Raw genomic sequence first — 23,568 nt, forward strand, 5'->3', positions numbered from 1 at the left:
AGAGAACACGATCGGGAACCCCACCATGTCCACCCTGACCCTTCACGACGTGCGCAAGCGCTACGGCTCCTTCGAGGCGATCAAGGGCGTCGATCTCGAAGTCGCCGACCGCGAGTTCGTGGTGTTCGTGGGGCCGTCCGGCTGCGGCAAGTCCACGCTGCTGCGGATGATCGCCGGGCTGGAGGGCATCTCGGGCGGCGAGATCCAGATCGACGGCGAGCGGGTCAACGACGTCGGACCGTCCGACCGGGGCCTCGCCATGGTGTTCCAGTCCTACGCGCTCTACCCGCACATGACGGTGGCCGAGAACATGGGCTTCGCGCTGAAGCTTGCCGGCCTCGGCCGCACCGAGCGCGAGGCCAAGGTGCGCGCCGCCGGCGAGGTGCTGCAGCTCGGAGCGCTGCTGGAGCGGCGGCCTCGCGAGCTTTCCGGCGGCCAGCGCCAGCGCGTCGCGATCGGTCGCGCCATCGTGCGCGACCCCAAGATCTTCCTCTTCGACGAACCGCTCTCCAATCTCGACGCCGCGCTGCGCGTGCAGATGCGGCTCGAACTCATGCGCCTGCACGAGCGACTGGCCGCGACGATGATCTACGTGACGCACGACCAGACCGAGGCCATGACCATGGCCGACAAGATCGTGGTGCTGAGCGCGGGCCGCATCGAGCAGGTCGGCACGCCCCTCGAGCTCTACCACCACCCGAAGAACCTCTTCGTCGCCGGCTTCATCGGCTCGCCGAAGATGAACACGCTCGAAGCGCGCGTCGTCTCGTGCGATGCCGCGGGCGTCCGGCTGGCCTTGGCGGGTGGCGTCGAGCTGACGGTGCCGGTCGATGGCGCGGGCGTCGCGCCCGGTGAGGCGGTGACGCTGGGGCTTCGGCCCGAGCATCTCTCGCTTATCGAGGTGGGCCCGCTCGCCGGCACCACCCTCGTCGCCGAGCGTCTCGGCAACGTGACCGTGCTCTACGTCGATCTCGCCATCGGCGGCACGGTGGTGGTGCAGATGCCCGGCGGCGATCCGACCGCCGCCCACGCGCCGGTCCGTCTGGCAGTGGACGCTGCGGCCGGCCATGTCTTCAAGGCCGATGGCACAACCTTGCCGAGGCTGCTGCGTCACCCGCTCGCCGGATAGGGCGCGAGGCCTGGCGAGGCGCCCTCAACGCGCCTCGAAGCGCTTCCAGGCGGCGACGGCTGCCGCGATTGCCTCGCGCGACTGCGGGATGTGCCGCCCCATCGAGACGAAGCCGTGGATCAGGCCCGGCCAGCGTTCGAAGACGGTCGGCACGCCCGCCGCCTCCAGCCGCCGTGCATAGGCGATGCCCTCGTCGGCAAGGATGTCGGCCTCGGCGATAGCGACATAGGCGGGCGGGGCGCCCGTAAGGTCCGCCGACTTCAGGGGCGAGAAGCGCCAGTCGGCGAGATCGGCGGCGTCGCGGATCGTCAGGTCGCGGAACCAGCGCATGGTCGCCGCCGTCAGCCCGTAGCCTGATGCGAAGAGCCGGAAGCTGTCGCTATCCTGCGCTGCGTCGGTGTTGGGATAGAACAGAAGCTGTGCCGTGAGCGGCGGGGCGTCGTCGCCGCGCGCAGCGAGTGCCGTCACGGTGGCGAGGTTCCCGCCGGCGCTGTCGCCGCCCACCGCGATGCGGGCGGGATCGACGCCGAACTCGCCCGCTCGTTTGCGCAGCCAGGCGAGCGCCCGTCGCCCGTCCTCGACGGCAGCCGGGAACCTGTGCTCGGGGGCGAGGCGATAGTCGGGGCAGAGCACAACCGCGCCCGCCATGTCGGCAAAGGCGCGGCAGACCTCGTCATGCGAGTCGAGGCCGCCGAGCACCCATCCGCCGCCATGCAGGTAGAGAAGCGCGGGAGCGCCGCTTGCGGGAGCGCCATGGCCGCGATAGAGGCGTGCCGGCAGCGCGCCGATCCCGTCCTCGATCACGAGGTCGCGGACCGCGGCGACCGCCGCGCGCTCGCCCTGCACCGCCGGGCGTCCGGCGTCGTAGGCGGCCCGCGCCGCCTGCGGGGTGCCCGTCTCGAACGGTGGCGCGGTGGGATCGGCGAGGGCGAGAACCGCCCGTGCGCCGTCCGTCAACACCGGCGATTCACGCTGCGGGTCCGACCGAAGTCCGGTCATGCCGAGGTCGATCGGGTTTGGCGATCGACCGGGTGAAGCGCGGCGTGGCTGCGCCAGCCCCAGCCTTCGGCGAGCGCGAGGCATCCCGCCACCGTCTCGACGCTGCCGGTCGTGCCGACGGAGCGCAGCGAGGACGCCGCGCAGGCATGGGCCAGCCGCAGGGCGTCGGCCACCGCCTTGCCCTCGTGCCAGCCATACATGAAGCCGGCGGCGAAGGCGTCGCCGGCGCCGTTCGCGCCCTTCACGACGGCGGGTGGCACGTTCACCGAGGGGACGCGCGTCACCGTGCCGTCGCGCTCGAAGGCGAGGCCCCCGTCGGGGAAGTGGATCGCCAGAACCTTCATCGCGCCGCGCTCCATCACGAGCGCGCCGGCCTCGAGGCAGGCTTCGACGTCGGTCTGCCCGTCGTCGGTGGTGGCGCGGCCGGTGATCGCGCCGACCTCGTAGTCGTTGATCACCAGCGTATCGAGATGGCCGAGGCAGGGCTCGACGAAACCGCGCAGGCGCTCGGGCGCGATCTGCAGCAGCTCGAAATTCGTCTCCAGCCCGGCCGCGCGGGCCGCCTTCAGCGTCGCGACCCAGCCGTTGGCCTCGCCCTTCCACGGCCCGTCCATGAGGTCGTGAATGCCCGGTAAGCCCAGATGGAAGATGCGGGCCGTGGTGCGCGAGAAGTCGAAATGGTCGGGCGAGAGATGCGCGCTCGCGCCGGGCAGGAACAGGTGCGTGCGCCGCCCCGTGGCGGTCGCGGTGTAGGCGTCGGTATAGTTGGTGCGCTGATCCGGCAGGATCACCATGCCGGTGCGGTCGACGCCCGCCGCGTCGGCCTGCGCCAGAAGAATCGCCCCGTCGGCGTCGTCGCCGATGCAGCCGATCGTGGCGACGGGCATGCTCGGATCGAGCCGGCGAATGTCGATCGCGAAGTTGCAGGCCGAGCCGCCGCCCTCGACGGTCTCGCCGAGGATCTGCGTGACGGTGTCCTCGCGCGGCCAGCGATCGACGGTCTTGTTATGGTCGGCGCACCAGGTTCCCCCGGTAAGGAACCCGCGGCGAGGCGATGCGGACACGGCTCATGCTCCCATCTTGAGCGAGGGATCGGTGATCTCCAGATCCTCCGCGAGCGGCTTCTTCGGGCGTAGACCCGATTTGGCGAGGCCGTCGTGATAGGCCTTCGTCGCCTCCTCGGAGGAGACGTCGTCTTCGATCACCGAGCGCATCGCCCGCACGATGGCCTTCGCATCTTCGGCGAAGAAGATCTTGCGGCCGAAGAGGGCGACGCGCGCGCCGTATCTCTCGGCCTGCTTCACCATTTCCAGCGTGTCGCGCGTGGTGGACGAGGCACCGCCGAGAATGCCGACGATGAGGTTGCCGGGGTCGAAGGCCGCGAGTTCCTCGGTCGCGCGCGGGCCATTGTAGACGACCTTCAGGAACTGCGGCCGGTCGTGCACCGAGACGCCGGCGAGGCACCGCGCGATGGCGTCGTTGTTGTAGGTCGCGAAGTCGGAGCCGGGCGCCGCCACGTCGAACTGCGGGTTGAAGACTTCGAGGAAGTGACGCACGCCGGCCGCCGAGGCCTCGTCGCGGAACTGCGAATAGGCGTCGAGCGATCGGCGGTCCTGGTCGAGATCGTTGAAGAAGGTGAGGGCGTAGAGGCCGAGATCGGCCACGGGCTTCACCCGGTCGAGCCGCGCGGTGCGGAAGGGCACGGTCGGCAGATGCTTGTAGTTGGCGCCGCGCCAGTGCCAGATGTCGGAGCCGTCGTTGAGGCGCACGGCGGCGGTCACCTCGCTCTCGCCGTAGAGGCCACGTCGCGCCAGATGCTCGGCCGAGGAGAGCGAGGTCAGCATGATGTCGACGAGGTCCGAGCGGATCATCTCCTCCATCGCATCGCGATAGACCTTCAGCGGCTTCATCCGGCCCGTCGGATTGCCGGCCTCGTCGAGCTCGGGGCCGGAAACGCCGGTGCCGAGCGCCATGTCGCCGTCCTTGGCGTCGGCGATGATGAAGTCCTTCGGCGTATACTGGCCGTTGCGGATGCGGGCGAGCTTGGCGTCCATGCGCTTGGCGGTGATCATCGGGTGTCGTCCTTCGAATGCGATCGATGGGGGAGAGGCCGCGGCGCTTCGCCGGTCGGCCGGAAGGGAAGCCGTCAGGCTGCGGCGCCGGGTGGAACGGCCGCGCCGGTCATGAAGCCGACGACGTCCGACATGGTGAAGTCCTGCGGCGCGACGACGCCGAGCCGCTTGCCGAGGCGGTGGATGTGGATGCGATCGGCGATCTCGAACACATGCGGCATGTTGTGGGAGATGAGGATCACCGAGAGGCCGCGACGCTTCACGTCGAGGATGAGGTCGAGCACCTTGCGGCTTTCCTTCACCCCGAGCGCCGCGGTGGGCTCGTCCATGATCACGACCCGGCCGCCGAACGCGCAGGCCCGTGCCACGGCGACGCCCTGCCGCTGTCCGCCCGACAGCGTCTCGACCTTCTGGTGGATGTCCTGCACCGTGGTGAGGCCCAGCGCCGAGAGCTGCTTGCGCGCCTCGTTGGCCATGGCCCGCCGGTCGAGCGAGCGCAGGATGCGGCCGGACCAGCCGCTCTTGCGGATCTCGCGGCCGAGAAACAGGTTGTCGGCGATCGACAGGGCCGGCGACAGCGCGAGGTTCTGGAAGACGCTCTCGACGCCGGCATGGCGGGCCTCCATCGGCGAGCGGAACGAGACGGTCTCGCCGCCGAGCCGGATCTCGCCGGCATCGGGCTTTATCGCGCCGGCCAGCACCTTGATCATCGTCGACTTGCCGGCGCCGTTGTCGCCGATCACCGCGAGGATCTCGCCTTGTCGCAGCTCGAACTCGACCCCGTCCATCGCCACGACGCGGCCATAGCGCTTGCGAAGTCCGGTGGCCTCCAAGGCCGGAGGGGTGGTGCCCGCGCGCACTTGCGGAGCGGCCATCGTCATCATGCCGAGACCTTCCGGATCCACTGGTCGAGGCCGACCGCGACGATGATGAGAACGCCGACGGTGAACTCCTGCCAGAGCGCGTCGATGCCCGAGAGCGCCAGACCGTTGCGGAAGACGCCGACGATGAGCGCCCCGACGAGCGTGCCCACGATCGAGCCGCGCCCGCCGAAGAGCGAGGTGCCGCCGATGACCGTCGCGGTGATCGAATCGAGATTGGCGGTGCCGCCCGAGGTCGGCGAGATCGCGCCGACACGGCCGATGAGGACCCATGCGCCGATGGTGCAGATGACCCCGGCCAGCGTGTAGACCGAGAGGAGCACGCGCCGCGTGTCGATGCCCGAGAGGCGCGCCGCCTCCGGGTCGTCGCCGGTGGCATAGACATGGCGCCCGAAGGCGGTGCGGTTGAGGATGTACCAGACGGCGGCGGCCAGCGCGACGGCGATGATCGTGCCGAAGGTGAGGCGGGCGCCGGCATACTGGAGCGCGGTGCCGGTGAACTGGAGGAAGGGTGCCTCGGCCGCGACTTCCTGCGCCCGGATCGTCTGCGACCCCGAATACCAGAGGAATGTCGCGCCGAAGACGCTCCAGGTGCCGAGCGTCACGATGAAGGGCGGCAGGCGCAGATAGGTGATGAGGACGCCGTTGACCGCGCCGCAGGCGCAGCCGACGAGGAGGCCGATGGCGAAGGCGAGTTCGGCGGGAACGCCCAGGACGACGGCCAGACGCCCCATCACGATCGTCGCCAGGATCATTATCGCGCCGACCGAAAGGTCGATGCCGGCGGTGAGGATCACCAGCGTCTGCGCGATGCCGATGATCGCGATGATCGTGACCTGCTGCATGATCAGCGACAGGTTGAAGGGTTGGAAGAACCGGTCGCCGACGATGCCGCTGAACACGGCGAGGCCGATGCCCAGCACCACGAAGGGAACGATCGTCGGATAGCGGTGCAGCACGTGCTGCAACCGGCGAAGCGGGGTCTTCTTCTCGTCGGCAAATTGCGCGACGGCGTCGGCCGCACTGAGGCGGTTGTCGGTCGGGGACACTTCCGCAACCTCCTGGCTGATCTTGATGGGGACGAAGGGGGCGAAGACGGGACCGGACGGGCGTCGCCTGGGCGCCGGCCCGGTCCGTCCTGTCAGGCCTCGAAGCGGCCACTCCGGGAGGTCACGACCGCTTCGAGGACTTGAGCGCCGTCCCAGGCGGCGGGACGCCGAGGGGACGGGCGCTCGATCTCACCGATGCCGCAACGGCATCAGCCCCAGCACTTCTTCAGCGCTTCCTCGGAGGTGATGGACTCGACGCCCGCCACCGGCTTGTCGGTGACGAGCGTCACGCCAGTGTTGAAGAAGTCGAGGCCGGGCGAGGTCTTGGGCTTCTCGCCGGTCTTCTTGAAGGCGACGATGGCCTCGACGCCCATCGAGGCCATGAGCAGCGGATACTGCATCGAGGTGGCGCCGATGACGCCGGCCTTGACGTTCTGAACGCCCGGACAGCCGCCGTCGACGGAGGTGATGATGACCGAACTTTCCTTGCCGGCGGCCTTCAAAGCCTCGTAGGCGCCGGCCGCGGCGGGCTCGTTGATCGTGTAGAAGACGCTGAGTTCAGAGTCCTTCTGCAGAAGGTTCTCGGCGCTCGTGCGCCCGCCTTCCTCGGCGCCCTGGCTCCACTGGTGGCCGACGATGCGCGCGTCGTCCTCGTCGAGATAACGGGTGGGGTCCTTCGGATCGATGCCGAAGCCCTTCATGAAGCCCTGGTCGCGGGCGACGTCGACGGTGGGCTGCGTCTCGATGGCGTCGATGAAGCCGACCTTCGTCGTGGCCGCGTCCTTTACGGTCTTGGCCGCCCACTGGCCGATGAGTTCGCCGGCCTTGAAATTGTCGGTGGCGAAGGTCGCGTCGGCGGCGTTGGCGGGATCGAGCGGCGTGTCGAGCGCGATCACGAGAATGCCGGCCTGCCGGGCCTGCTCCACCACCGGGGTGATGGCCTTCGGGTCGCTGGCGGTGAGGAGAATGCCGCTGGCGCCGGCCGAGATCAGGTTCTCGATGGCGGTGACCTGGCTGTCGTTGTCGCCATCGAACTTGCCGGCGAAGCTCTGGAACTTCACGCCCATCTCCGCCGCTTTCTGGCTTGCGCCTTCGCGCATCTTGGCGAAGAACGGATTGGCCTCCGTCTTCACCACGAGACCGACGAGAATGTCGCCGGACTGGGCGAAGGCGGGCGCGGCGCCGCCGACCAGCCCAGCGAGGGCGGCCCCGGACAGCCAGGTGACGAGACGCAGCTTCGACGTCATGCGGATCATGGTTCGTCCTCCCAAGGATCGAAGCCCATCGTGCCGCTTCTGAAGAGCGGCTGCGACGAGTTCCGACCGTCTGCCTCTTGATCCCGGTGGGCAGTGAACCGGCTTTCGTCCGACCTGGCGTGAGATCGGTCCGAGGTTGTTCGTGGTGGAACGTGAAGCTCCACCACCGATCCGACGCGACGAGAAAGCCGTCTCGCCTGGTGTTCCCTGAGAATAGAAGACGATTTCGTGAGCCGCACAAGACGCTTTTGCTCAGAATTTTACAAAAGTGCTGGTACGAGCATGAAGAGTGGTTGACGCGGTCTCACACCCGACGCCATCGTCGGCACCATGTCGCTGATCGCTCCCGACCTTCGCTTCGATCCCGCTTCGCTGGACGCCACAGGTTCCGTGCTCTCGCAGCTCGCCTCGTCGCCCGGACTGTCGCGCGCAGAGCTGATGGAGGCGGCGGGGCTTTCGCGCGTCACCCTCGCGCAGCGGCTCAGCGCTCTCGCCGCGGCGGGCTTGGTGCGTGAGGGTGAAGAGACGGTGCCGAGCGGCGGGCGTCCGACGCGGCTTCTCGGGCTCGCCGACGACGCGGGATGCATCCTCGCCGCAGACATCGGCGAGCAGGAGGTGCGCTTGGCGGCGACCGACCTTTCCGGCGTGATCCTTCGACGCGATGCGATCGATTTTCGGCCGACGGACGATCCCGAGGCGACGATGGAGCGCATCGCCGCCGCGTTCGAAGCGCTACGGCAACCGGGAGATCCGTTCGTCGCCGGCATCGGCATCAGCCTGCCTGCGCCGGTCGATCACCGGGCGGGCCACGCGGTCGGCCCGTCGATCCTGCGCGGCTGGGACCATTTCCCCGTCGCCGGATGGATGGTGGAGCGCTTCGGCGCACCCTCCTTTGCCGAGAACGACGTCAACCTCATCACCCTCCACGAGCACCTCAGACATCACGAGGGCGACGAGGCGTTTCTGTTCGTCAAGGTCGGCACTGGCATCGGCTCGGGGCTGATGACCGAAGGGCGGCTCTATCGGGGAGCGCGAGGAGCGGCCGGGGACATCGGCCACATCCAGTTCTTCGACGACCGCGCCCCACCGCTCTGCCGCTGCGGCAAGCTCGGCTGCCTCGAGGCGCGCGCGGCCGGCTGGGCACTGGCGCGAGACCTGCGCTCGCAGGGGTTCGAGGCGAGCAACGCCCGCGACGTGATCGCGCATGTCGAGGATGGCGCGACGGAAGCTATCGCTCTCGTTCGCGCGGCAGGACGGGCCGTCGGCGAGGCGCTCAGCGATGCGGTCAGCATCCTCAATCCCGCGCGGATCGTCGTCGGGGGAACGCTCGCCTTGGCCGGCGAACACCTGATGGAGGGCATTCGCGAACTCGTCCAAGAGCGCTGCCTGCCACTGGCGACGCGTGACCTCGTGCTGACGGCGTCGTCGACGCCCGATTACGCCTGTCTCGTCGGGGCCGCGATCTGCGTACGCGAGCGGGTCTTCTCCGCGGCCGGGGTCGATCGCTTCCTCGGTCGCTACGGACGCTGGTTCGCCGCACAAGCCGGGTGAGCGACGCCCACCGCCGGGAGGGCGCGGGGAGAACACTGAACAAGCAGGAGCCTTCGGAAGCCGCCGAAACCCGTCCGTCGCGACGATTTCGGTCTTCGGCAGGACCGGGGTGAAAGGGAGGACGCGAGAGGCATGCTGATCGGGATCGACTGGGGTGGCACGAAGATCGAGGGCATCGCCCTCAGGCCGGACGGCGCCGAGGCGGCGAGGCTGCGGCGCGACACGCCGCGACACGACTATGACGGATGCATCGCGACCATCGGCGAGATCATCGCCGAGCTGGAACGCCGTATCGGCGGACCGGCGAGCGTCGGGATCGGCATTCCCGGCTCGCTCGAGCCGAAGTCGCGCCTCGGCAAGGGCGCCAGTTCGACCTGGCTGCTCGGCTGCCCTGTGGAACGCGACCTGACGGAGCGCCTCGGGCGCACGGTGCGCGTCGAGAACGATGCCGACTGCCTGGCCGCCTCCGAGGCAATGGACGGGGCGGGCGCCGGCCACAACGTCGTTTTCGCGGTGATCTTGGGAAGCGGCGCCGGCGCCGGGATCGCCGTCGGCGGGCGGGCCCATCACGGGCCCAACAATTCCGGCGGCGAGTGGGGGCACAATCCCTTGCCCTATCCCCACCAGTCGGAACTGCCCGGCCGCCCCTGCTATTGTGGCAAGCATGGCTGCCTGGAGACCTGGGTCTCGGGCCGCGGCTTCGAGGCGGACTATGCCCTGCACGCGGGGCGCGAGCGCCGCGCCGGCGAGATCATGGATGACATGCGCGCCGGCGACCGGCTCTCGGGGCTGCTCTGGGGGCGCTATGTCGACCGGGTGGCACGCGGGCTCTCGGTCGTCGTCAACACTCTGGACCCCGACATCCTCGTGATGGGCGGCGGTATGTCCAACGTGCCCGAACTCTACGCGGACCTGCCGCCGCTGATCGCCCGCTACACGTTCTCGACAGTCTTCCACACGCCGGTGGTCAAGTCTCTCCACGGCGATTCCAGCGGCGTGCGCGGCGCCGCCTGGCTCTGGCGCGACGGCTGAGGCGGTCGTTCGGATCAACGCTGTCTCAAACTCCTAAAGCGAACCCGACCATGACCCCAGCCGATCTCGACGCCCGCTTCCATTTCGCCGACGCCCTCTCTGTCGAGGCCGGAGCTCTGGCCCTCGACTACTTCCGCCGTTTCGAGAGCCTGACCGTGCGCTCGAAAGGGTTGCAGGACATGGCGAGCGAGGCCGATCTCTCCGTCGAGACGCTGATCCGCGAGCGCCTCGCCGCCACCTTTCCGCAGGATGCGTTTCTAGGGGAGGAAACCGGCCGCACCGAGTTCAGTGCCGGGCAGGGGATCTGGGTGGTGGACCCGATCGACGGGACGCAGCCCTTCGTCAACGGCCTGTCGAGCTGGTGCGTGTCGATCGCCTTCGTGAAGGACGGCCGCAATCTCATAGGCTTCGTTCATGCCCCCGCCCGCGACGAGCGCTTTTCCGGCGGTGTTGGGCGCCCCGCGCTGCTCAACGGGCGCGAGATTCGCGTGAAGGATGCCGGCTCGGTGACGGAAGGACTGGTCGCCGCAGGCTATTCCACGCGCCTGCCGCCCGAGACCTTCCTGCCGGCCTTCGAGCGGCTGCTGCAGGCGGGCGGCATGTTCTACCGCGACGGGTCGGGTGCGCTGGCACTAGCCTATCTCGCGGCCGGCCGCCTCGTCGGCTATGCCGAACGGCACATCAACGCATGGGACTGCCTCGGCGCCCTCGCTGTGATCGAGGCGGCGGGCGGGCGCGTCTCGGATTTCCTCGCCGGCGACGGGCTCTGGAACGGCAACGCCCTCGTGGCCGCGCCGCCGCGACTCTACGGCGAACTCGCGGCGATCTTCAGCGACGATGGAGCGACGGCGTCGGCGTGAGATGCTCGCGGCTTAACTGCGGCGGCCGTCGCGTTCGAGCTCCGACCAGGTGTTGCGCTGCGACAGCATCTGCTTGAGATAGGCGGTGTTGGCCTGCGCCTCGTCCGGCGAAAGAACGCTCGTGGCGATCGATTTCGCCTCGTCGAAGCGCCCCTGCAGGCCGACCACGAGCGCGAGGTTCTGGCGTACGCGCGCATCCGCGCCCGGCTGTGCCGCGGCGCGCTTGAGGTAGGTCTCCGCCGTCGGCAGGTCATTGGCGAGCAGCGCGGACATGCCGAGATTGGAGAGCACCGAGGGCTCCTCGGGCTGCAGCACCAGCGCCTTCTCGTAAAGTATGCGCGCCTTCTGGCGCTCGCCGAGCTGATCGAGGATCGCGCCTTCGGCCGAGAGAAGGCGCCAGTCCGGCCGGTCCGGCGTCTGCGCGCGGCGCACCGTCTCCAGCGCCTTCGGCAACTCGCCGGCCGCCGCCAGCGCCTTGCCGTAGGCGGCCAGCACGTCGCGGTCTGTCGGATGGTTGATCGCGACCTGCTGCATCACAGCGAGCGACTGGTCGTTGCGGCCGGTCGCCTGCAGCGCCGCAGCGTAGGTGAGGCCAACGCCCTTGTCCTTGGGGTTCTTCTCGTAGCTGGCGCCATAGACCTTCACCGCCCCTGCAAGGTCTGCGGCCGAAAGCTGCGACAGGTCGCGCACCGGCGCCGCCATAGCCGTCGAGGTGGAGGAGGCGACGTCGGGCCGGCCAATGGAGCCGGTGCGATCGCGCGAGGTCTGGCAGCCGGCGAGCGCGAGAAGCGAGAGGAGGCCGGCCGCGGCGAGCGAGCGACTTGCGCTCGGCCCGAGCCGCGCGTAGGCCGGCCGGCAAACGCCGCCGGAACGGCATGCGGCCGTGTCCGCGAGAGCGGAGACGGAACGGATCAGGTCGTGTCGGCGCATTCGCTCGCTTCCCGGAAATCGGCTGGGGACGTGCGTTGAGAGTAAATCGTTAACCCTAACGCTCCGTTAAACCATCGGAGCGTCCGGCTCGATGGAGTGCACGATGATCGATCGTCTTCTACCCGCAGCGACGCAGGGCTCGCGTCCGGTTCATCCTGTCCGCGAGGGCGCGCTCGATGCGCTGCCCGAGCGCGCGCGGGCCTGGGCCGCCGAGACCGGCTTCAAGGGCGGAGCGGGTTCGGTCCTCGTCGTGCCGGGCGCGGACGGCCGGCTCGACTCCGCGCTCCTTGGTCTCGGCCGGGACGGCGGCGATCCGGCGCAGGACGCCTTGCTCGCCGGTGTCCTCGGCAGGGATCTGCCCGTCGGCGATTGGCATCTGGCGGCGGGAAGCGCGCCGGCGCTCGATCCCGACCTCGCAGGGCTGGCCTTCCTTCTCGGCGGCTACCGGTTCGAGCGCTATCTCGCCAAGCCGCGCGAGGGCGGGGCGCGGCTCGTGCTGCCGACCGGCGCCGATGGCGCGCGGGTGCTGCGCGAGGCCGATGCGGTGGCGCTGGTGCGCGATCTCGTCAACACGCCGACCAACGATCTTGGGCCCGACGGGATCGAGGCGGCGGCCCGCGCGGTGGCCGAAGAGTTCGGCGCCGACATCTCGGTGATCACTGGCGACGCGTTGCTCGCGGCGAACTTCCCGATGATCCATGCCGTTGGCCGGGCGAGTGCCGTCGCGCCGCGGTTGATCGATCTGCGCTGGGGCCTTGAGGATGCGCCGCGCGTCACGCTCGTCGGCAAGGGCGTCGCCTTCGACACCGGCGGTCTCGATATCAAGCCGGCCTCGGGCATGCTCCTCATGAAGAAGGACATGGGCGGCGCTGCCAACGTGCTGGGCCTCGCCCGGCTGGTGATGGGCGCCGGCCTGCCGGTGCGCCTGCGCGTGCTCATTCCCGCCGTCGAGAACGCGATCGCCGGCAACGCCTTCCGTCCCGGCGACATCCTGCGCAGCCGGCAGGGCAAGACCGTGGAGATCGGCAACACAGACGCGGAAGGGCGGCTGATCCTCGCCGACGCGCTGTCGCTCGCCGACGAGGAAGCGCCGGAGATCCTTGTCGATATGGCGACGCTCACGGGCGCAGCGCGCGTCGCGCTGGGGCCCGACCTGCCACCCTTCTTCACCGACGACGAAGCGCTGGCGGCCGAGATCGCCGCCGAGAGCCGGCGTCTGGCCGACCCGCTCTGGCGCCTGCCGCTCTGGAAGCCCTACGCGAAGAATCTCGGCTCCAAGATCGCCGACATCAACAACGTGACGAGCGACGGCCATGCGGGCGCCGTCACCGCCGCACTGTTCCTGCAAGGTTTCGTGGAGAAATCGGCGAGCTGGGCGCATCTCGACGTCTTCGGATGGCGGCCGCAGGCCGGGCCGACCGGCCCGGTCGGCGGCGAGGCGCAGGGAATTCGCGCGCTCGCGGCGGTTTTTGCCGCGCGCTACCCGGCGGTGTCTTGAAAACGCCATCGTCCCTGTCGTGACTGGACGGTACGGGTCCGAAACGAGCGTTTGAGTCGCAGGCGAGGTGGTGATGGGGATCGAGATCAGGCCGGCGCAGGCGTTGCGCTTGCTCCATCGCAATGCGCTGCGCCAGACGCAGGACGCCAGTCCCGATCTGACGCTGCGCCAGACGGCGATTCTCCTCACCGTCTATCTCGAGCCGCCGCCCCATACGGTGCGCGGGCTCGCCTCGAAGCTCAGCGTCGCAAAGCCCGTGGTGACGCGTGCGCTCGACACGATGGGCCGGCTCGAACTTCTGGAGCGTCGACGCGACCCGGCGGACCTTCGCAACGTTCTCGTGCGCCGAACGGTGAAGGGAAGTCTCTTCGTATCGCAGATGGCCGACCGGCTGGTGGACGAGGCGGGAGCACTGAGCCGATGACGGTGACCGAATCTGTGTCGCTCGATCGCCGGCTTCATGCGGCACGACCCGATCTCGCCGATGCCCGGCTCGTGGGCCGGGTGGAGGCGGCACGCTTCGTCGAGGCGCAGCCGGCGCGGGTCGCCGTGCCGCTCGCCGATCTGCGTCGCCAGCCGGCGTCCGGCGCACCGCTGGAGACGCAGGCGCTCTTCGGCGAAGCGGTCGGGATCTTCGAGGAGACGGACGAGGGCTGGTGCTGGGTGCAACTCGCCGGCGACGGCTATGTCGGCTGGATGCCGACGGCCGCGCTCGTTCGCGATGCCGCCTCGTCCGCGCCGACCCACCGCGTTTCGGCGCTGCGCACGTTCGTCTTCCCCGGGCCGGACGTGAAGCTGCCGCCGCTGCACGATCTGCCGATGGGTGCGGTCGTCTCCGTTACCGGCGAGGCGCGCGACCACAATGCCGAGTACGCGCTGGTAGCGCCGTTCGGCGCTGTGGTTCGCCAGCATCTAAGCCCGCTTTCCGAAGTGGCGGAGGATTTCGTCGCTGTCGCCGAACGCTTCGTCGGCGTTCCCTATCTGTGGGGAGGCAAGTCGGCTCTGGGCATCGACTGCTCGGGGCTGGTCCAGGTGGCACTCGCACAGGCCGGCATCGCGACGCCCCGCGACTCGGATCTGCAGGCCTTCCAATGCGGTCGTGCGCTCGAATCTGACAAGCCGCTCGCACGTGGCGATCTCGTGTTCTGGCTCGGCCATGTCGGGATCATGCTCGACGCCGAACGGCTGCTCCATGCCAACGTCCATCACATGATGACGGCGGTGGAGCCCTTGGATTCGGCGGTGGCACGCAGCGCGGCACGCGGATCGTCCGTGACGATGCGCCGCCGCCTCGGGGCCCGATAGCAGCGTCCGACGGTTCCTCGTGTCGCTGCATTCGAACGATCGCCTTCAGCATTTGATCAGGTCCATCGCTTCATAGTCGATCTCCTCGGGAGGGAGGGATCGCCTGCGGCCGCGCGGGCGATGTGCAAGGAGCGATCGACATGGTGGCCATCCGAACGGTGTCTTCGAGCGGGAACGCGTCGATCGACGGCCTTCTGAGTGGCGAAGCCTGGACTTCCGGCCAGCTGACATACGGTTTTCCGTCATCCGCCGCCGCGTATGGGGCCGGGTACGGCGCCGGCGAGGCCGCCAGCGGGTTTCAGCCCCTCTCAGCCTTGGCGCAGGCGAGCGTCTCGCGCATCCTCGCGTCCTATGCGGAGGTCGCCAGACTCACCTTCACGCAGGCTTTCGGCGATGCGGCGGCCGGGGCGACGTTGCTCTACGCGATGTCCGCCGTGCCCGAAACCGCCTACGCCTACCTACCCGAGGCGGGTTCGGCGGGCGGTGACGCCTGGTTCCAGTCCGCCGGCGCGCGGTTCGCCGACCCGCAGCCCGGCAGCTACGGCGGGTTCGCGCTGGTTCACGAGATCGGCCACACGCTCGGACTCAAGCATCCGCACGAAACCGGCGCGTTCGGAACGGTGCCGACGCCCTACGATTCGATCGAATACACGGTCATGTCGTACCGGTCCTATGTCGGCGCCTCCGCCTATGCGGCCGAGGACGGCAACTACCCGACCGGCCCGATGGCGCTCGACATCGCCGCGCTTCAGCATCTCTACGGCGCGAACTACGAGACGCGCGCCGGCGACACCGTTTACCGCTGGGATCTCGCCACCGGTGAGCGCTTCGTCGACGGCGCCTCGCAGGGACCCGGCACTGGGTCGCCGGTCTTCGAGACGATCTGGGACGGCGGCGGACAGGACACTTACGATCTCTCGAACGCCACCGCCGCCGCCGAGATCGACCTCACGCCGGGCGGCTGGTCCTCCTTCGCAAAGGTTTCGCAGCTCCATTTCGACGGCTCTCATCCCGCACGCGGCAACGTCGCGAACGCGTTGCAGGTCGGCGGCGATGCGCGCTCGTTGATCGAGAACGCCGTTGGCGGAGCCGGCGACGACGCGATCTTCGGCAACGCGGCCGACAATCGGCTCGAAGGCGGCGGCGGCAACGACCTGATATCCGGCGCGGCCGGTGCCGACCGGCTGCTCGGCCATACCGGCGACGACACGCTGTCGGGCGGCGCCGGGAACGACACGTTCTGGGGCGGCGCCGGCTCGGACGACCTTCGCGGCGGCGCTGGCGACGACGTGATGTATGGCGGCTTCGGCAACGACACGCTGACCGGCGGCGAGGGCGACGATGCGCTTCGCGGTCAGGCCGACGACGATTTGCTTGCCGGGGGGGCCGGAAACGACATGCTGATGGGAGAGGACGGCAACGACACGTTGAGCGGCGGGGCAGGCGACGACCGTTTGGTCGGTGGCGCCGGCAACGACGTCTTCGTCTTCACCCGGGACGGCGCGTCGAGCGACAAGATCGCCGATTTCGGCGATGTGGCGGGCAACGAGGACCGGATCGATCTCTCCGCGGTGTTCGGCCGCGTGACCAACGCGATGTTCGCCGGCTGGGCCGCCGATCACCTCGACCAGCGGCACGCCAACGTGCTGATCGAGACCGGCGAGGGCGGCAGTATCTGGCTCCTCGGCATCGACGTGTCGCAGCTGGATGCCTCCGACTTCGTCTTCGCCTGAGGCTCGAAGGATCAGCCGAGGGCGGCGGCCTCGGCCGGCGTTCCTGCGCCGCGTCGCGGCTTGATGATCGCGGGCACGCCCACTGCCAGCGAGTGGGGCGGCACGTCCTGAAGCACCACGGCGTTGGCTCCGATCGCGCTGTCGTCGCCGACCCGGACGTTGCCGAGGATCTTGGCGCCCGCGCCGATCTCGACCCGCGACCCGATGACCGGCGCCTCCAGCGCACGCTCCACCGAACGCATGCCGATCGTCACGCCCTGGCGGATGGTGACGTCGTCACCGATGATCGCGCGGTTGTGGACGATGATCGTTCCGAAATGCTCGATCCGGAAGCGGCGGCCGATGCGGGCGTCCTTGCCGAGATAGATGCCGAACAGGATCTCGGACATCTTGATGAGCAGTTGAAGCACGATGCCCCAGGGAACGCGGATCAGCTTGGAGCGGAAGCGCAGGCGCCCGGTGCCGAACCGGTGGATCTGCAGCGCCCAGAAACCCTGCGCCAGGAGAGGTCGCTGGTAGGTCTTCCAGTCTTCTTTCAGGAGAGTCCACATGCGATCCTCGGGAGGTGGGAGAGCGTTCCGCCGAGGTCGCTGCGGGTCGCCACGGCGTACGGCTCGCCGGGCTTGCGGCGTGTCCTCAGTTCAGCGCGCGGGCCGCTTCCGAGAGAAGCGTGACGATCCGCTTGTCCGGGCCGCCCTGCGGATTGAGCTGCAACACGTAGTTCGACACGCCGGGCCAGTCGGCCCAGGCATGGACGACGATCTCACGCTGACGGCAGGCGTCGACGAAGTTCTCGACGGCGTCGGCCCATTCCGGCGTGTCGGGCGTGCCGAACTCGCCGATATGACCGCGAAGGCCATGCTCGTCCAGCCAGCGGAAGAAAGGCTCGATGTCGTCCACCGCGCGCCGGCCCGTGCCGGCCGCCAGCGGCGCCCGCGCCTCGGCCTGCTGGTAACGGCCGGAATGATCGCCGTCGAAATAGAGATGCGCCGAGAAGACCAGCTTATCGGACGGGTCCTTCAACTCGTGCAGTCGCGGGTTGAGCTTTTGCCAGTTGAACGGGTTGGCGTAGTGGTAGCCCTCGACGAAGATGAGGACATCGGGCGAGACGTCGCGGATCGAGTCGATCGCCGCCTGCGCCGCCGCGAACCAACTGTCCGGCCCCTCCGGCATTGCCGTCGGCTCGTTCATGATGTCGAAGCCCATCAGGGCCGGATGGTCCGCGAACTCGGCGGCGAGCTTGCCGACGAAATCGGCGAAGGCCTCCACCGGCACGTCCGGGCTGCCGATGGCGAAACGTCCGCCGCGTCCCGTGCCGCCGGTGACCAGCCAGCGTCCGTCGCGCCGAAGGGCGCGCGCGCCGTAATTGTGCGGATCGAGAAGCACCTTGATGCCGTGCTGCTCGGCCAGATCGAGTTGCTCGCGCACGAGATCCTTGAAGAGGACGACGCCGCGATGGCGATCGGTGCTCAAAAGGTCCACGCGGCCGTCGATGTCGCCGAAGAGTTCCGGCTGGAAGCGCTCCCAGAGATAGGGGAGTCGGATCGTCTTCAGACCCTTCGACGCGTAATAGGCGTAGCGGTCCGGCTGGGGCGGCACGATCTCGGCGTTGAGGCGACCGGGGAACACCTTCTCGCCGAACTCGAGCCCTGCCAGGGCGACGCCGTAGCGATGCCCAGCCAGCGCCTCGTCCCAGGTCAGCGGTCGGCCTGACGTCGCCATCGGCGCCTGCGCGAAGGCCGGTCCGGTAAGCGCGAGCGGCCCGGCTGCGACGGTGCTCGCCAGCAGGCCCAGCACGAACTCCCGGCGGGTCGCATCGGTCATGGCAGCCATCCTTCGAGATGTTGTTCCGACGCCCGGCCCCACGAAGGATCGGACGTCGACCCGCCAAGCGGGTTTTCGTGCAGCGCGCGCTGGCTCTCAGGCGGACGCGAACTCCGTCGCAGGCGCTTTCCAGTAGCGATCGACCAGCTCGCGCGTGTTGCGGATGTTGCCGCGACCCGACGCGCCGAAGCAGATCGCCTGGACGTTGGGCTGCTCGCACACCCACTCGATGGCCTCGCGCGCGGGAATGGCGCCGGACGCGAAGACCGACATGGCGATCGACCGGAAGCGCTTGGTCTTCAAGGCGTCGTCATAGGCCTCGAGACCGCCGCTCATCCGGAAGCCGATCTTGTTGATGTTGGCGCAGACGATCGGGTTGTCGACCCCGACCTCCTCCAGCGCCTTCAGCAGCATCGGCATGTTCATGGTGATGAAGCCGGGCTCGGCGTTGTAGCGCGTCTTGACGTGGTCGGCGAAGATACGGAACGCCTCCTTGAAGCCCATGCCGAGCAGGAGGTCGACCACGACGTTCTGCAGGAAGATCACGGGCGTCTGCAGCCCCCGGAACATCTTCATCTCGGCATCGACGAGCAGCGTCGCGAACCCGTCGACGTCCTTGCGAGCCAGCGACATGCCGCCGCGCATCGCCGCGTTCAGCAGGCCCTCGTCCGGCAGGAAGGCCTTCGCGGCGCCCATCATGCCGTGTTCGGTGACGGCGTTGGCGTATTTGTGCGCGTAGGGCATGCAGGGGAAGAACTTGAAGTCCGGATACTTGTCCGGGTTCTTGCGCACGTGCTCGGCGACGATCTCGATACGATCGTGCGTGGTGCACATGAAGGTGCGCACGCCCTCCTCGTAGGCGGCGTCGAGCACGTCGATGATCGCCTGGATGTCCTGGAAGCGCATGGACTGCGCCCGCGCCTTCTCCTCGGACATATGGTTGACGCCGAAGAACTGATTGTCCCCGAGCAGAAGTCTATCCATGGGAAATCTCCGGTCTTCAGCGACGCGAGAACAGCGAGAAGCGCTTGCGGGGCGCCGTCGAGGTCTGGCGAACGGGGCGAGGGGCCTCTTCGCCCAGACCCTTGTGATCGGCGATCATGCGCCCCATCACCTTGTCGGTCTCGGCAGCGCTGCGGAAGGAATTGAAGCCGTCGCTCTTCCGAGCCTCGACCGCTCGCACGAAATGGTCGATCTGGGCGGAATATTCCTCGCCGCGCAGGTAGAACCAGACCTCTTCGGTCAGTTCGGTCGTGTACTTCACCGTCCAGCCCTTGCCGTATCCAGGCAGGGCAGGGGACTCTTCGCGCAGATAGACCTGGCATTCCTGCCGGTCGGCATAGATGCGCCCCTTCGTTCCCATCAGGGTGATCTTGGTCGACATCTTGCGCTGCGACTCGTCGCTCCAGTTGACGGAGACATGCGCGCTCGGGCCGCCAGCTGGATAGGTGAAGGTGCTGTAGACCTCGTCGTCGGTGTCGGCCGAGAAGATCGGGTTGAGGATCGTTCCCGAGATCGTCTCCGGCACGCCGAAGCACCAGTTGAGCAGGTTGATCGGGTGCGCCGCATAGTCGTAGAGGCAGCCGCCGCCCTCGGCGCTCTTCGTGCGCCAGGTCGAGCCCTTCGGCTTCAGCACCACCGGGCCATAGGCCTCGGCGAGAACGTGGGTCACCTGGCCGATGGCACCGCTGTCGACGACACGTTTCATCTCGCGGAAGGCGCCGACGAACCGGTAGTGGTAGCCGACCTGGTTCACCAGCCCCTTGCTCTCGGCGAGATCCGCCAGCTCTTCGGACTCGCGCCAGTCCAGGCAGAAGGGCTTCTCGCAGAAGACATGAATGCCCTTTTCGAGCGCCGCCCGGACCATCGGTCCATGGAAGCGCGAGGGCGTGGCGATGATCACCGCGTCGAGGTTGGGACGGGCGAGGAGTTCGTCGAACTCGGCGTAGGTCTCGACGCCCGTGTACTTCTTGACCACGTCGAGGACGTAGCCCGTCGCGTCGCAGACCGACACCTTGGCTTGAGGATGGGCATTGGCGATCGCGAAATGCGAGATCCCCATCTTTCCGAGGCCGACCAGGCCAAGCTCGATCATTGTGTGCCTCAACGCTCTTTGCTGACGAGAAAACCGCGAATGCGGTCGATGAATTCCGGCGGTGCCGTCTTGGAGAGGGCGCCGTCGGGATATTCCGGGGCGACGAGCCAGTCCTCGACCGTCGAGAACAGCGCCTCCTTGGTCTCGACCAGCTTGATGCCGGGCCGGTCGCGCAGCCAGTTGGCGGTGTCGACCTGATGGTTCGTGGTGTGCTCGCCCCATTCCTGCAGACGGGGCAGGATGATGATCGGCTTCTGGAACTCGGCGGCCTGGATGACGCTGCCCATGCCGGCATGCGCGACGATGAAATCGGCGCGGGAGAGAACGTCGTCGAATTCGTTCTGGGCCAGCTTGCGGTCGAAGGGCATGTGGCGAGGCTCGTATTCGCCGTCGCCGATCTGCGCACGCACGTCGACGGTCGGGTTCGCGGCCGCCCACTCGTCCATGTAGGTGATGAGGCGGTCGAACGGAAACATCGATCCGATCGTGACGAAGATCATAGAACGGAACCCCAGTGTTGCGGCCCGGCGGGCGTGGCGACTTGCGGAGACTGCGTCAGCCAGACGTCGGCGACGCGGCGCGCCTGACGGCCGGACGAGGACATGACGCGGACATTGGCGATGCTGTCGATCCACATCGTCTGCGCGCGCAACAGAACCTTGGCGAGGCTCAGTGCGACGAGAGCCGGGGCCGAGCCAGTCGTGATGACCTTGGTCGGTCGCTCGACCAGAAGAATGCGGATGAGCTGCAAGATGAGAATGAAGAACCCGAGGCTGTTGCGACGGCTGACATCGCGAATGGAATAGTAGCGATGGTCCGGTACATCGAGCGCCGCCGATGGCGCGATGCTGACGAAGAAGACATCGAGATCCTTGAACGCCGGCAACAGCCGGCGCATCTCGATCCAATGTCCGCCGCCGGATGCAATGGCCATGATCTTATCCGGTCGCATTCGGACCATACCTTTCCAGTCTCATCAAGGCGAAAAGAAGCCTTATGCCGCTCGTCGATCTATTGTCGTGGGTGGCATCACAACTTATAATAGGTCAAACAAGACTGGAAGTTGATCGTAAAAGCAAGCCGCCCTTCGCTTCCGGAGTCTGATCTGTCGTGCGCGTGTCACTTCGTCACCGCCGGGCTTTCATCACCCCAGCCCGTGCCATGATCGATCTCAGAACACCGAGCCCCAATGCTTGGGCCCCGATTCCTCCGCCGCCAGATGCGGCCATTGCGTCAGCCAGACGTCGGCGACGCGCTTGGCCTGACGACCCGATGCCGACATCACCCGGACGTTGGCGATGCTGTCGATCCACATCGTGCGCGCCCCCAGAAGCGTCTTGGCGAGGCCGAAGGCGATCAGTGCCGGAAACGATCCGGTGCTGATGACGGTGGTCGGCCGCTCGCGCAGCAGGATACGCAGGAGCTGCCAGGACAGAAGCGCCGCGCCGAGCCGGTTGCGCCGGCTGACGTCCCGGATCGCGTAGTACCGCCTGTTCGGTACGTCGATCTTGGACGACGGCGACACGCTCACGAAGAAGACGTCGAGGCCGTCGAAGGCAGGAAGGAGCCTGCGCATCTGGATCCAGTGTCCGCCACCGGACGCGATCGCCATGATCTTCTCTGCCATCGAAGTCTCCATGCTGCCATTCACTGGCGCCGCCATCGATCCTGTCGACGGGGCGCTGGAATCGTCGGTAGGCCTACCAGCAGAGTCCCTGGTAATTGTCGTGCGACCGCTCGTCGCCGGAGACGCGGACCAGGTCCACGACGTGGATGTTGCGCCTCGCCAGCGTGTCGAGAATGGGAGCGGCTTCCTTCCGGTTCCCGATGACGACGACGTCGCTGTCGTCGACGAGCGCCGAGACGTCGTCGAGTAGGATCTCGTTGATGTGCGGAAGCTGCTCGGCGAGATACGCCTTGTTCGAACCAGTGAGACGGGCAGGCTGCACGATCGGGTCGTAGATCCGCACCCGGTAGCCGCGGCCGATCAGGCGTTCGGCGAGTTCCACGAACGGGCTGTAGCGCAGGTCGTCGGTCTCCGGCTTGAAGCTCAGCCCGATCAGCCCGATGCGACGCAGGCCCGGCGCGGTGGCGAGGCGAAACGCGGTGCGGATCTGGTTCTCGTTGGCTTCGAGAATGGCGTCGAGGATCGGCGTGTCGACGTCCTCGCGCCCGGCGCGGTGGCGGAGCGCCTTGACGTCCTTTGGCAGGCACGAGCCGCCGAACGCGTAGCCCGGCTTCAGGTAGGCCGGCGAGATGTTCAGCTTGGTGTCGGCGGTCAGGACGTTCATCACGTCGTGGCTATCGACGCCCAGCGACTTGCAGATCAGCCCGATCTCGTTGGCGAAGCTGATCTTCATCGCGTGCCAGGCATTGTTCGTGTACTTGATCGCCTCTGCGGCCTTCAGCGAGAGCACGTGCGGCTTCACGGCGAACTGGGCGTGCAGTTCCATCAGCCGATCCAGCGTCCGGTCGTCGCGCTTGCCGAAGACGATCGCGCCGGGATTGTCGTAGTCGGCGATGGCCGAGCCCTCGCGCAGGAACTCGGGATAATAGGCGATGCCGAAATCCTCGCCGGCCTTCATCCCCGATGCCGCCTCGAGCCGCGGCACCACGACGTTGTCCATCGTGTTCGGGAGGATGGTGGAGCGGATCACCACGGAGTGGAAACCCGTCCGCTTGGTCAGCGCGCGGCCGATGTCCTCGCAGACGCGCTCCACGTAGGTCGTGTCCAGCGATCCGTTGGGGCGGGCCGGCGTGCCGACGCAGACGAACGACATGTCGCAGGCCGCGATCGCCTCGTCGGCGGACGTGGTGCCCCGCAGCATTCCGCCGTCGACGGCGGTGTCGATCAGCTCGTCCAGACCGGGTTCGATGATCGGCGACTGCCTGGCGAGAAGCGTGTCGACCTTCTGCTGGTTGATGTCGACCGCGACGACCTCGTGTCCGTCCCGCGCAAGGCATGCAGCGGCGACGGCTCCGACATATCCGATCCCGAATATGGCTATCTTCATCGAGCAGCTCCGGCGTGAGACGACATCTTGTTGCGGCGCACATCTAACGGGGATTACACAGGTTGCCTAGCTATCGGACAGAGGATGGAAGAAAAATCACCCATTTTAATCGCGTGCGACGATTGGCCGATGCCACGTAACGGCGTACGTTTGCAGGCGAAACAGGGGCCCTTGCAGCTACCCCTGGGTGATCCGGTTGGTCTACGAAATATCATGCAGACGATCCATCAGGGCGCATGCCGTATCTTGTAGCGGACCGGGAACGCGTATACTCCTTCGGCATTTGGACGACGGTGCTGCAGTGCAATAGGTAAACGCTAGGTGGCGCTGACGGGCGTTC

Annotated in this window: 23 protein-coding genes; 8 read left to right on the plus strand and 15 right to left on the minus strand. The window is 67.8% G+C overall.

Annotated features, from left to right (window positions below):
* Positions 1-25 precede the first annotated feature (25 nt).
* A complete protein-coding gene (locus tag GGR04_RS08465; protein ID WP_183199432.1) occupies positions 26-1,129 on the plus strand; it encodes an ABC transporter ATP-binding protein in 1,104 nt (367 codons plus the stop codon).
* 24 nt (positions 1,130-1,153) lie between these two features.
* On the opposite strand, the gene GGR04_RS08470 is transcribed toward GGR04_RS08465, so the two are convergent.
* The 6 genes from GGR04_RS08470 to GGR04_RS08495 all read right to left on the minus strand — a co-directional run bounded on the left by GGR04_RS08470 (position 1,154) and on the right by GGR04_RS08495 (position 7,377).
* Complete coding sequence (locus GGR04_RS08470) at positions 1,154-2,128, minus strand: alpha/beta hydrolase (protein WP_183199433.1); 975 nt, start codon at positions 2,126-2,128, stop codon at positions 1,154-1,156.
* Entirely contained in the window at positions 2,125-3,192 is a 1,068-nt protein-coding gene (locus GGR04_RS08475) for a carbohydrate kinase family protein (protein WP_183199434.1), read from the minus strand. Before GGR04_RS08475 ends, GGR04_RS08470 begins: the two co-directional genes overlap by 4 nt.
* 3 nt (positions 3,193-3,195) lie before the next feature.
* A complete protein-coding gene (locus tag GGR04_RS08480; protein WP_210291713.1) occupies positions 3,196-4,200 on the minus strand; it encodes a beta/alpha barrel domain-containing protein in 1,005 nt (334 codons plus the stop codon).
* Between the two features lie 74 nt (positions 4,201-4,274).
* The gene (locus GGR04_RS08485; protein ID WP_376769844.1) at positions 4,275-5,084 is read right to left on the minus strand and encodes an ATP-binding cassette domain-containing protein; all 810 of its coding nucleotides are present in this window, start codon (positions 5,082-5,084) and stop codon (positions 4,275-4,277) included.
* Positions 5,081-6,130: an ABC transporter permease gene (locus GGR04_RS08490; RefSeq protein WP_312857428.1), complete on the minus strand. Its 1,050-nt coding sequence runs from the start codon at positions 6,128-6,130 to the stop codon at positions 5,081-5,083. The genes GGR04_RS08485 and GGR04_RS08490 overlap by 4 nt, the downstream gene beginning before the upstream one ends.
* A 209-nt stretch (positions 6,131-6,339) precedes the next feature.
* Entirely contained in the window at positions 6,340-7,377 is a 1,038-nt protein-coding gene (locus GGR04_RS08495) for a substrate-binding domain-containing protein (protein ID WP_183199661.1), read from the minus strand.
* A gap of 339 nt (positions 7,378-7,716) precedes the next feature.
* Here GGR04_RS08495 and GGR04_RS08500 point away from each other — a divergent pair, with 339 nt between their 5' ends.
* The 3 genes from GGR04_RS08500 to GGR04_RS08510 all read left to right on the plus strand — a co-directional run bounded on the left by GGR04_RS08500 (position 7,717) and on the right by GGR04_RS08510 (position 10,829).
* Positions 7,717-8,937 (plus strand): ROK family transcriptional regulator, encoded by a 1,221-nt coding sequence (locus GGR04_RS08500; protein WP_183199435.1) that lies wholly within the window; start codon positions 7,717-7,719, stop codon positions 8,935-8,937.
* A gap of 132 nt (positions 8,938-9,069) precedes the next feature.
* Positions 9,070-9,969, plus strand: coding sequence for an ROK family protein (locus tag GGR04_RS08505; RefSeq protein ID WP_183199436.1), 900 nt, complete (start codon positions 9,070-9,072; stop codon positions 9,967-9,969).
* Between the two features lie 50 nt (positions 9,970-10,019).
* Positions 10,020-10,829, plus strand: a complete 810-nt coding sequence (locus GGR04_RS08510; RefSeq protein WP_183199437.1) for an inositol monophosphatase family protein — start codon at positions 10,020-10,022, stop codon at positions 10,827-10,829.
* A gap of 12 nt (positions 10,830-10,841) precedes the next feature.
* On the opposite strand, the gene GGR04_RS08515 is transcribed toward GGR04_RS08510, so the two are convergent.
* Positions 10,842-11,759 carry a tetratricopeptide repeat protein gene (locus tag GGR04_RS08515; protein ID WP_246393028.1) on the minus strand — a complete coding sequence of 306 codons (918 nt, stop codon included), beginning with the start codon at positions 11,757-11,759 and terminating at the stop codon, positions 10,842-10,844.
* Between the two features lie 103 nt (positions 11,760-11,862).
* Here GGR04_RS08515 and GGR04_RS08520 point away from each other — a divergent pair, with 103 nt between their 5' ends.
* From GGR04_RS08520 to GGR04_RS08535, 4 genes are all read left to right on the plus strand, one after another.
* Entirely contained in the window at positions 11,863-13,257 is a 1,395-nt protein-coding gene (locus GGR04_RS08520) for a leucyl aminopeptidase family protein (RefSeq protein WP_183199438.1), read from the plus strand.
* Positions 13,258-13,330: 73 nt separating this feature from the next.
* On the plus strand, positions 13,331-13,681 hold the full coding sequence (locus GGR04_RS08525; protein ID WP_183199439.1) for a MarR family transcriptional regulator: 351 nt from the start codon (positions 13,331-13,333) through the stop codon (positions 13,679-13,681).
* Positions 13,678-14,562: a C40 family peptidase gene (locus tag GGR04_RS08530; protein WP_183199440.1), complete on the plus strand. Its 885-nt coding sequence runs from the start codon at positions 13,678-13,680 to the stop codon at positions 14,560-14,562. Before GGR04_RS08525 ends, GGR04_RS08530 begins: the two co-directional genes overlap by 4 nt.
* A 140-nt stretch (positions 14,563-14,702) precedes the next feature.
* Positions 14,703-16,295, plus strand: a complete 1,593-nt coding sequence (locus GGR04_RS08535) for a M10 family metallopeptidase C-terminal domain-containing protein (protein ID WP_183199441.1) — start codon at positions 14,703-14,705, stop codon at positions 16,293-16,295.
* An 11-nt stretch (positions 16,296-16,306) separates the two neighbouring features.
* On the opposite strand, the gene GGR04_RS08540 is transcribed toward GGR04_RS08535, so the two are convergent.
* From GGR04_RS08540 to GGR04_RS08575, 8 genes are all read right to left on the minus strand, one after another.
* Positions 16,307-16,846, minus strand: a complete 540-nt coding sequence (locus GGR04_RS08540; protein WP_183199442.1) for a serine O-acetyltransferase — start codon at positions 16,844-16,846, stop codon at positions 16,307-16,309.
* Between the two features lie 85 nt (positions 16,847-16,931).
* Positions 16,932-18,119, minus strand: a complete 1,188-nt coding sequence (locus tag GGR04_RS08545; RefSeq protein WP_183199443.1) for a glycoside hydrolase family 5 protein — start codon at positions 18,117-18,119, stop codon at positions 16,932-16,934.
* Between the two features lie 96 nt (positions 18,120-18,215).
* Entirely contained in the window at positions 18,216-19,103 is an 888-nt protein-coding gene (locus tag GGR04_RS08550) for a hypothetical protein (RefSeq protein ID WP_183199444.1), read from the minus strand.
* Between the two features lie 16 nt (positions 19,104-19,119).
* Positions 19,120-20,214, minus strand: a complete 1,095-nt coding sequence (locus GGR04_RS08555) for a Gfo/Idh/MocA family protein (protein WP_183199445.1) — start codon at positions 20,212-20,214, stop codon at positions 19,120-19,122.
* Positions 20,215-20,222: 8 nt separating this feature from the next.
* Positions 20,223-20,690, minus strand: coding sequence for a glycosyltransferase (locus GGR04_RS08560; RefSeq protein ID WP_210291714.1), 468 nt, complete (start codon positions 20,688-20,690; stop codon positions 20,223-20,225).
* Positions 20,691-20,710: 20 nt separating this feature from the next.
* The gene (locus tag GGR04_RS08565) at positions 20,711-21,148 is read right to left on the minus strand and encodes a glycosyltransferase family protein (RefSeq protein WP_183199447.1); all 438 of its coding nucleotides are present in this window, start codon (positions 21,146-21,148) and stop codon (positions 20,711-20,713) included.
* 237 nt (positions 21,149-21,385) lie between these two features.
* A complete protein-coding gene (locus GGR04_RS08570; RefSeq protein WP_210291715.1) occupies positions 21,386-21,841 on the minus strand; it encodes a glycosyltransferase family protein in 456 nt (151 codons plus the stop codon).
* Positions 21,842-21,914: 73 nt separating this feature from the next.
* The gene (locus tag GGR04_RS08575; protein ID WP_183199449.1) at positions 21,915-23,228 is read right to left on the minus strand and encodes a nucleotide sugar dehydrogenase; all 1,314 of its coding nucleotides are present in this window, start codon (positions 23,226-23,228) and stop codon (positions 21,915-21,917) included.
* Positions 23,229-23,568: the final 340 nt, after the last annotated feature.

It is taken from the genome of Aureimonas pseudogalii, from assembly GCF_014196835.1.
GTDB classification, from domain to species: Bacteria; Pseudomonadota; Alphaproteobacteria; order Rhizobiales; family Rhizobiaceae; genus Aureimonas; species Aureimonas pseudogalii.

Excerpts from the sequence above, each read along its gene's own strand:
- GGR04_RS08575 (WP_183199449.1), bottom strand. The coding sequence starts at position 23,228 with ATGAAGATAGCCATATTCGGGATCGGATATGTCGGAGCCGTCGCCGCT.
- GGR04_RS08535 (WP_183199441.1), top strand. The coding sequence starts at position 14,703 with ATGGTGGCCATCCGAACGGTGTCTTCGAGCGGGAACGCGTCGATCGAC.
- GGR04_RS08525 (WP_183199439.1), top strand. The coding sequence starts at position 13,331 with ATGGGGATCGAGATCAGGCCGGCGCAGGCGTTGCGCTTGCTCCATCGC.
- GGR04_RS08500 (WP_183199435.1), top strand. The coding sequence starts at position 7,717 with ATGTCGCTGATCGCTCCCGACCTTCGCTTCGATCCCGCTTCGCTGGAC.
- GGR04_RS08550 (WP_183199444.1), bottom strand. The coding sequence starts at position 19,103 with ATGGATAGACTTCTGCTCGGGGACAATCAGTTCTTCGGCGTCAACCAT.
- GGR04_RS08540 (WP_183199442.1), bottom strand. The coding sequence starts at position 16,846 with ATGTGGACTCTCCTGAAAGAAGACTGGAAGACCTACCAGCGACCTCTC.
- GGR04_RS08510 (WP_183199437.1), top strand. The coding sequence starts at position 10,020 with ATGACCCCAGCCGATCTCGACGCCCGCTTCCATTTCGCCGACGCCCTC.
- GGR04_RS08515 (WP_246393028.1), bottom strand. The coding sequence starts at position 11,759 with ATGCGCCGACACGACCTGATCCGTTCCGTCTCCGCTCTCGCGGACACG.
- GGR04_RS08560 (WP_210291714.1), bottom strand. The coding sequence starts at position 20,690 with ATGTTTCCGTTCGACCGCCTCATCACCTACATGGACGAGTGGGCGGCC.
- GGR04_RS08470 (WP_183199433.1), bottom strand. The coding sequence starts at position 2,128 with ATGACCGGACTTCGGTCGGACCCGCAGCGTGAATCGCCGGTGTTGACG.
- GGR04_RS08485 (WP_376769844.1), bottom strand. The coding sequence starts at position 5,084 with ATGATGACGATGGCCGCTCCGCAAGTGCGCGCGGGCACCACCCCTCCG.
- GGR04_RS08530 (WP_183199440.1), top strand. The coding sequence starts at position 13,678 with ATGACGGTGACCGAATCTGTGTCGCTCGATCGCCGGCTTCATGCGGCA.
- GGR04_RS08495 (WP_183199661.1), bottom strand. The coding sequence starts at position 7,377 with ATGACGTCGAAGCTGCGTCTCGTCACCTGGCTGTCCGGGGCCGCCCTC.
- GGR04_RS08570 (WP_210291715.1), bottom strand. The coding sequence starts at position 21,841 with ATGGCAGAGAAGATCATGGCGATCGCGTCCGGTGGCGGACACTGGATC.
- GGR04_RS08480 (WP_210291713.1), bottom strand. The coding sequence starts at position 4,200 with ATGATCACCGCCAAGCGCATGGACGCCAAGCTCGCCCGCATCCGCAAC.
- GGR04_RS08565 (WP_183199447.1), bottom strand. The coding sequence starts at position 21,148 with ATGGCCATTGCATCCGGCGGCGGACATTGGATCGAGATGCGCCGGCTG.
- GGR04_RS08465 (WP_183199432.1), top strand. The coding sequence starts at position 26 with ATGTCCACCCTGACCCTTCACGACGTGCGCAAGCGCTACGGCTCCTTC.
- GGR04_RS08505 (WP_183199436.1), top strand. The coding sequence starts at position 9,070 with ATGCTGATCGGGATCGACTGGGGTGGCACGAAGATCGAGGGCATCGCC.
- GGR04_RS08520 (WP_183199438.1), top strand. The coding sequence starts at position 11,863 with ATGATCGATCGTCTTCTACCCGCAGCGACGCAGGGCTCGCGTCCGGTT.
- GGR04_RS08555 (WP_183199445.1), bottom strand. The coding sequence starts at position 20,214 with ATGATCGAGCTTGGCCTGGTCGGCCTCGGAAAGATGGGGATCTCGCAT.
- GGR04_RS08545 (WP_183199443.1), bottom strand. The coding sequence starts at position 18,119 with ATGACCGATGCGACCCGCCGGGAGTTCGTGCTGGGCCTGCTGGCGAGC.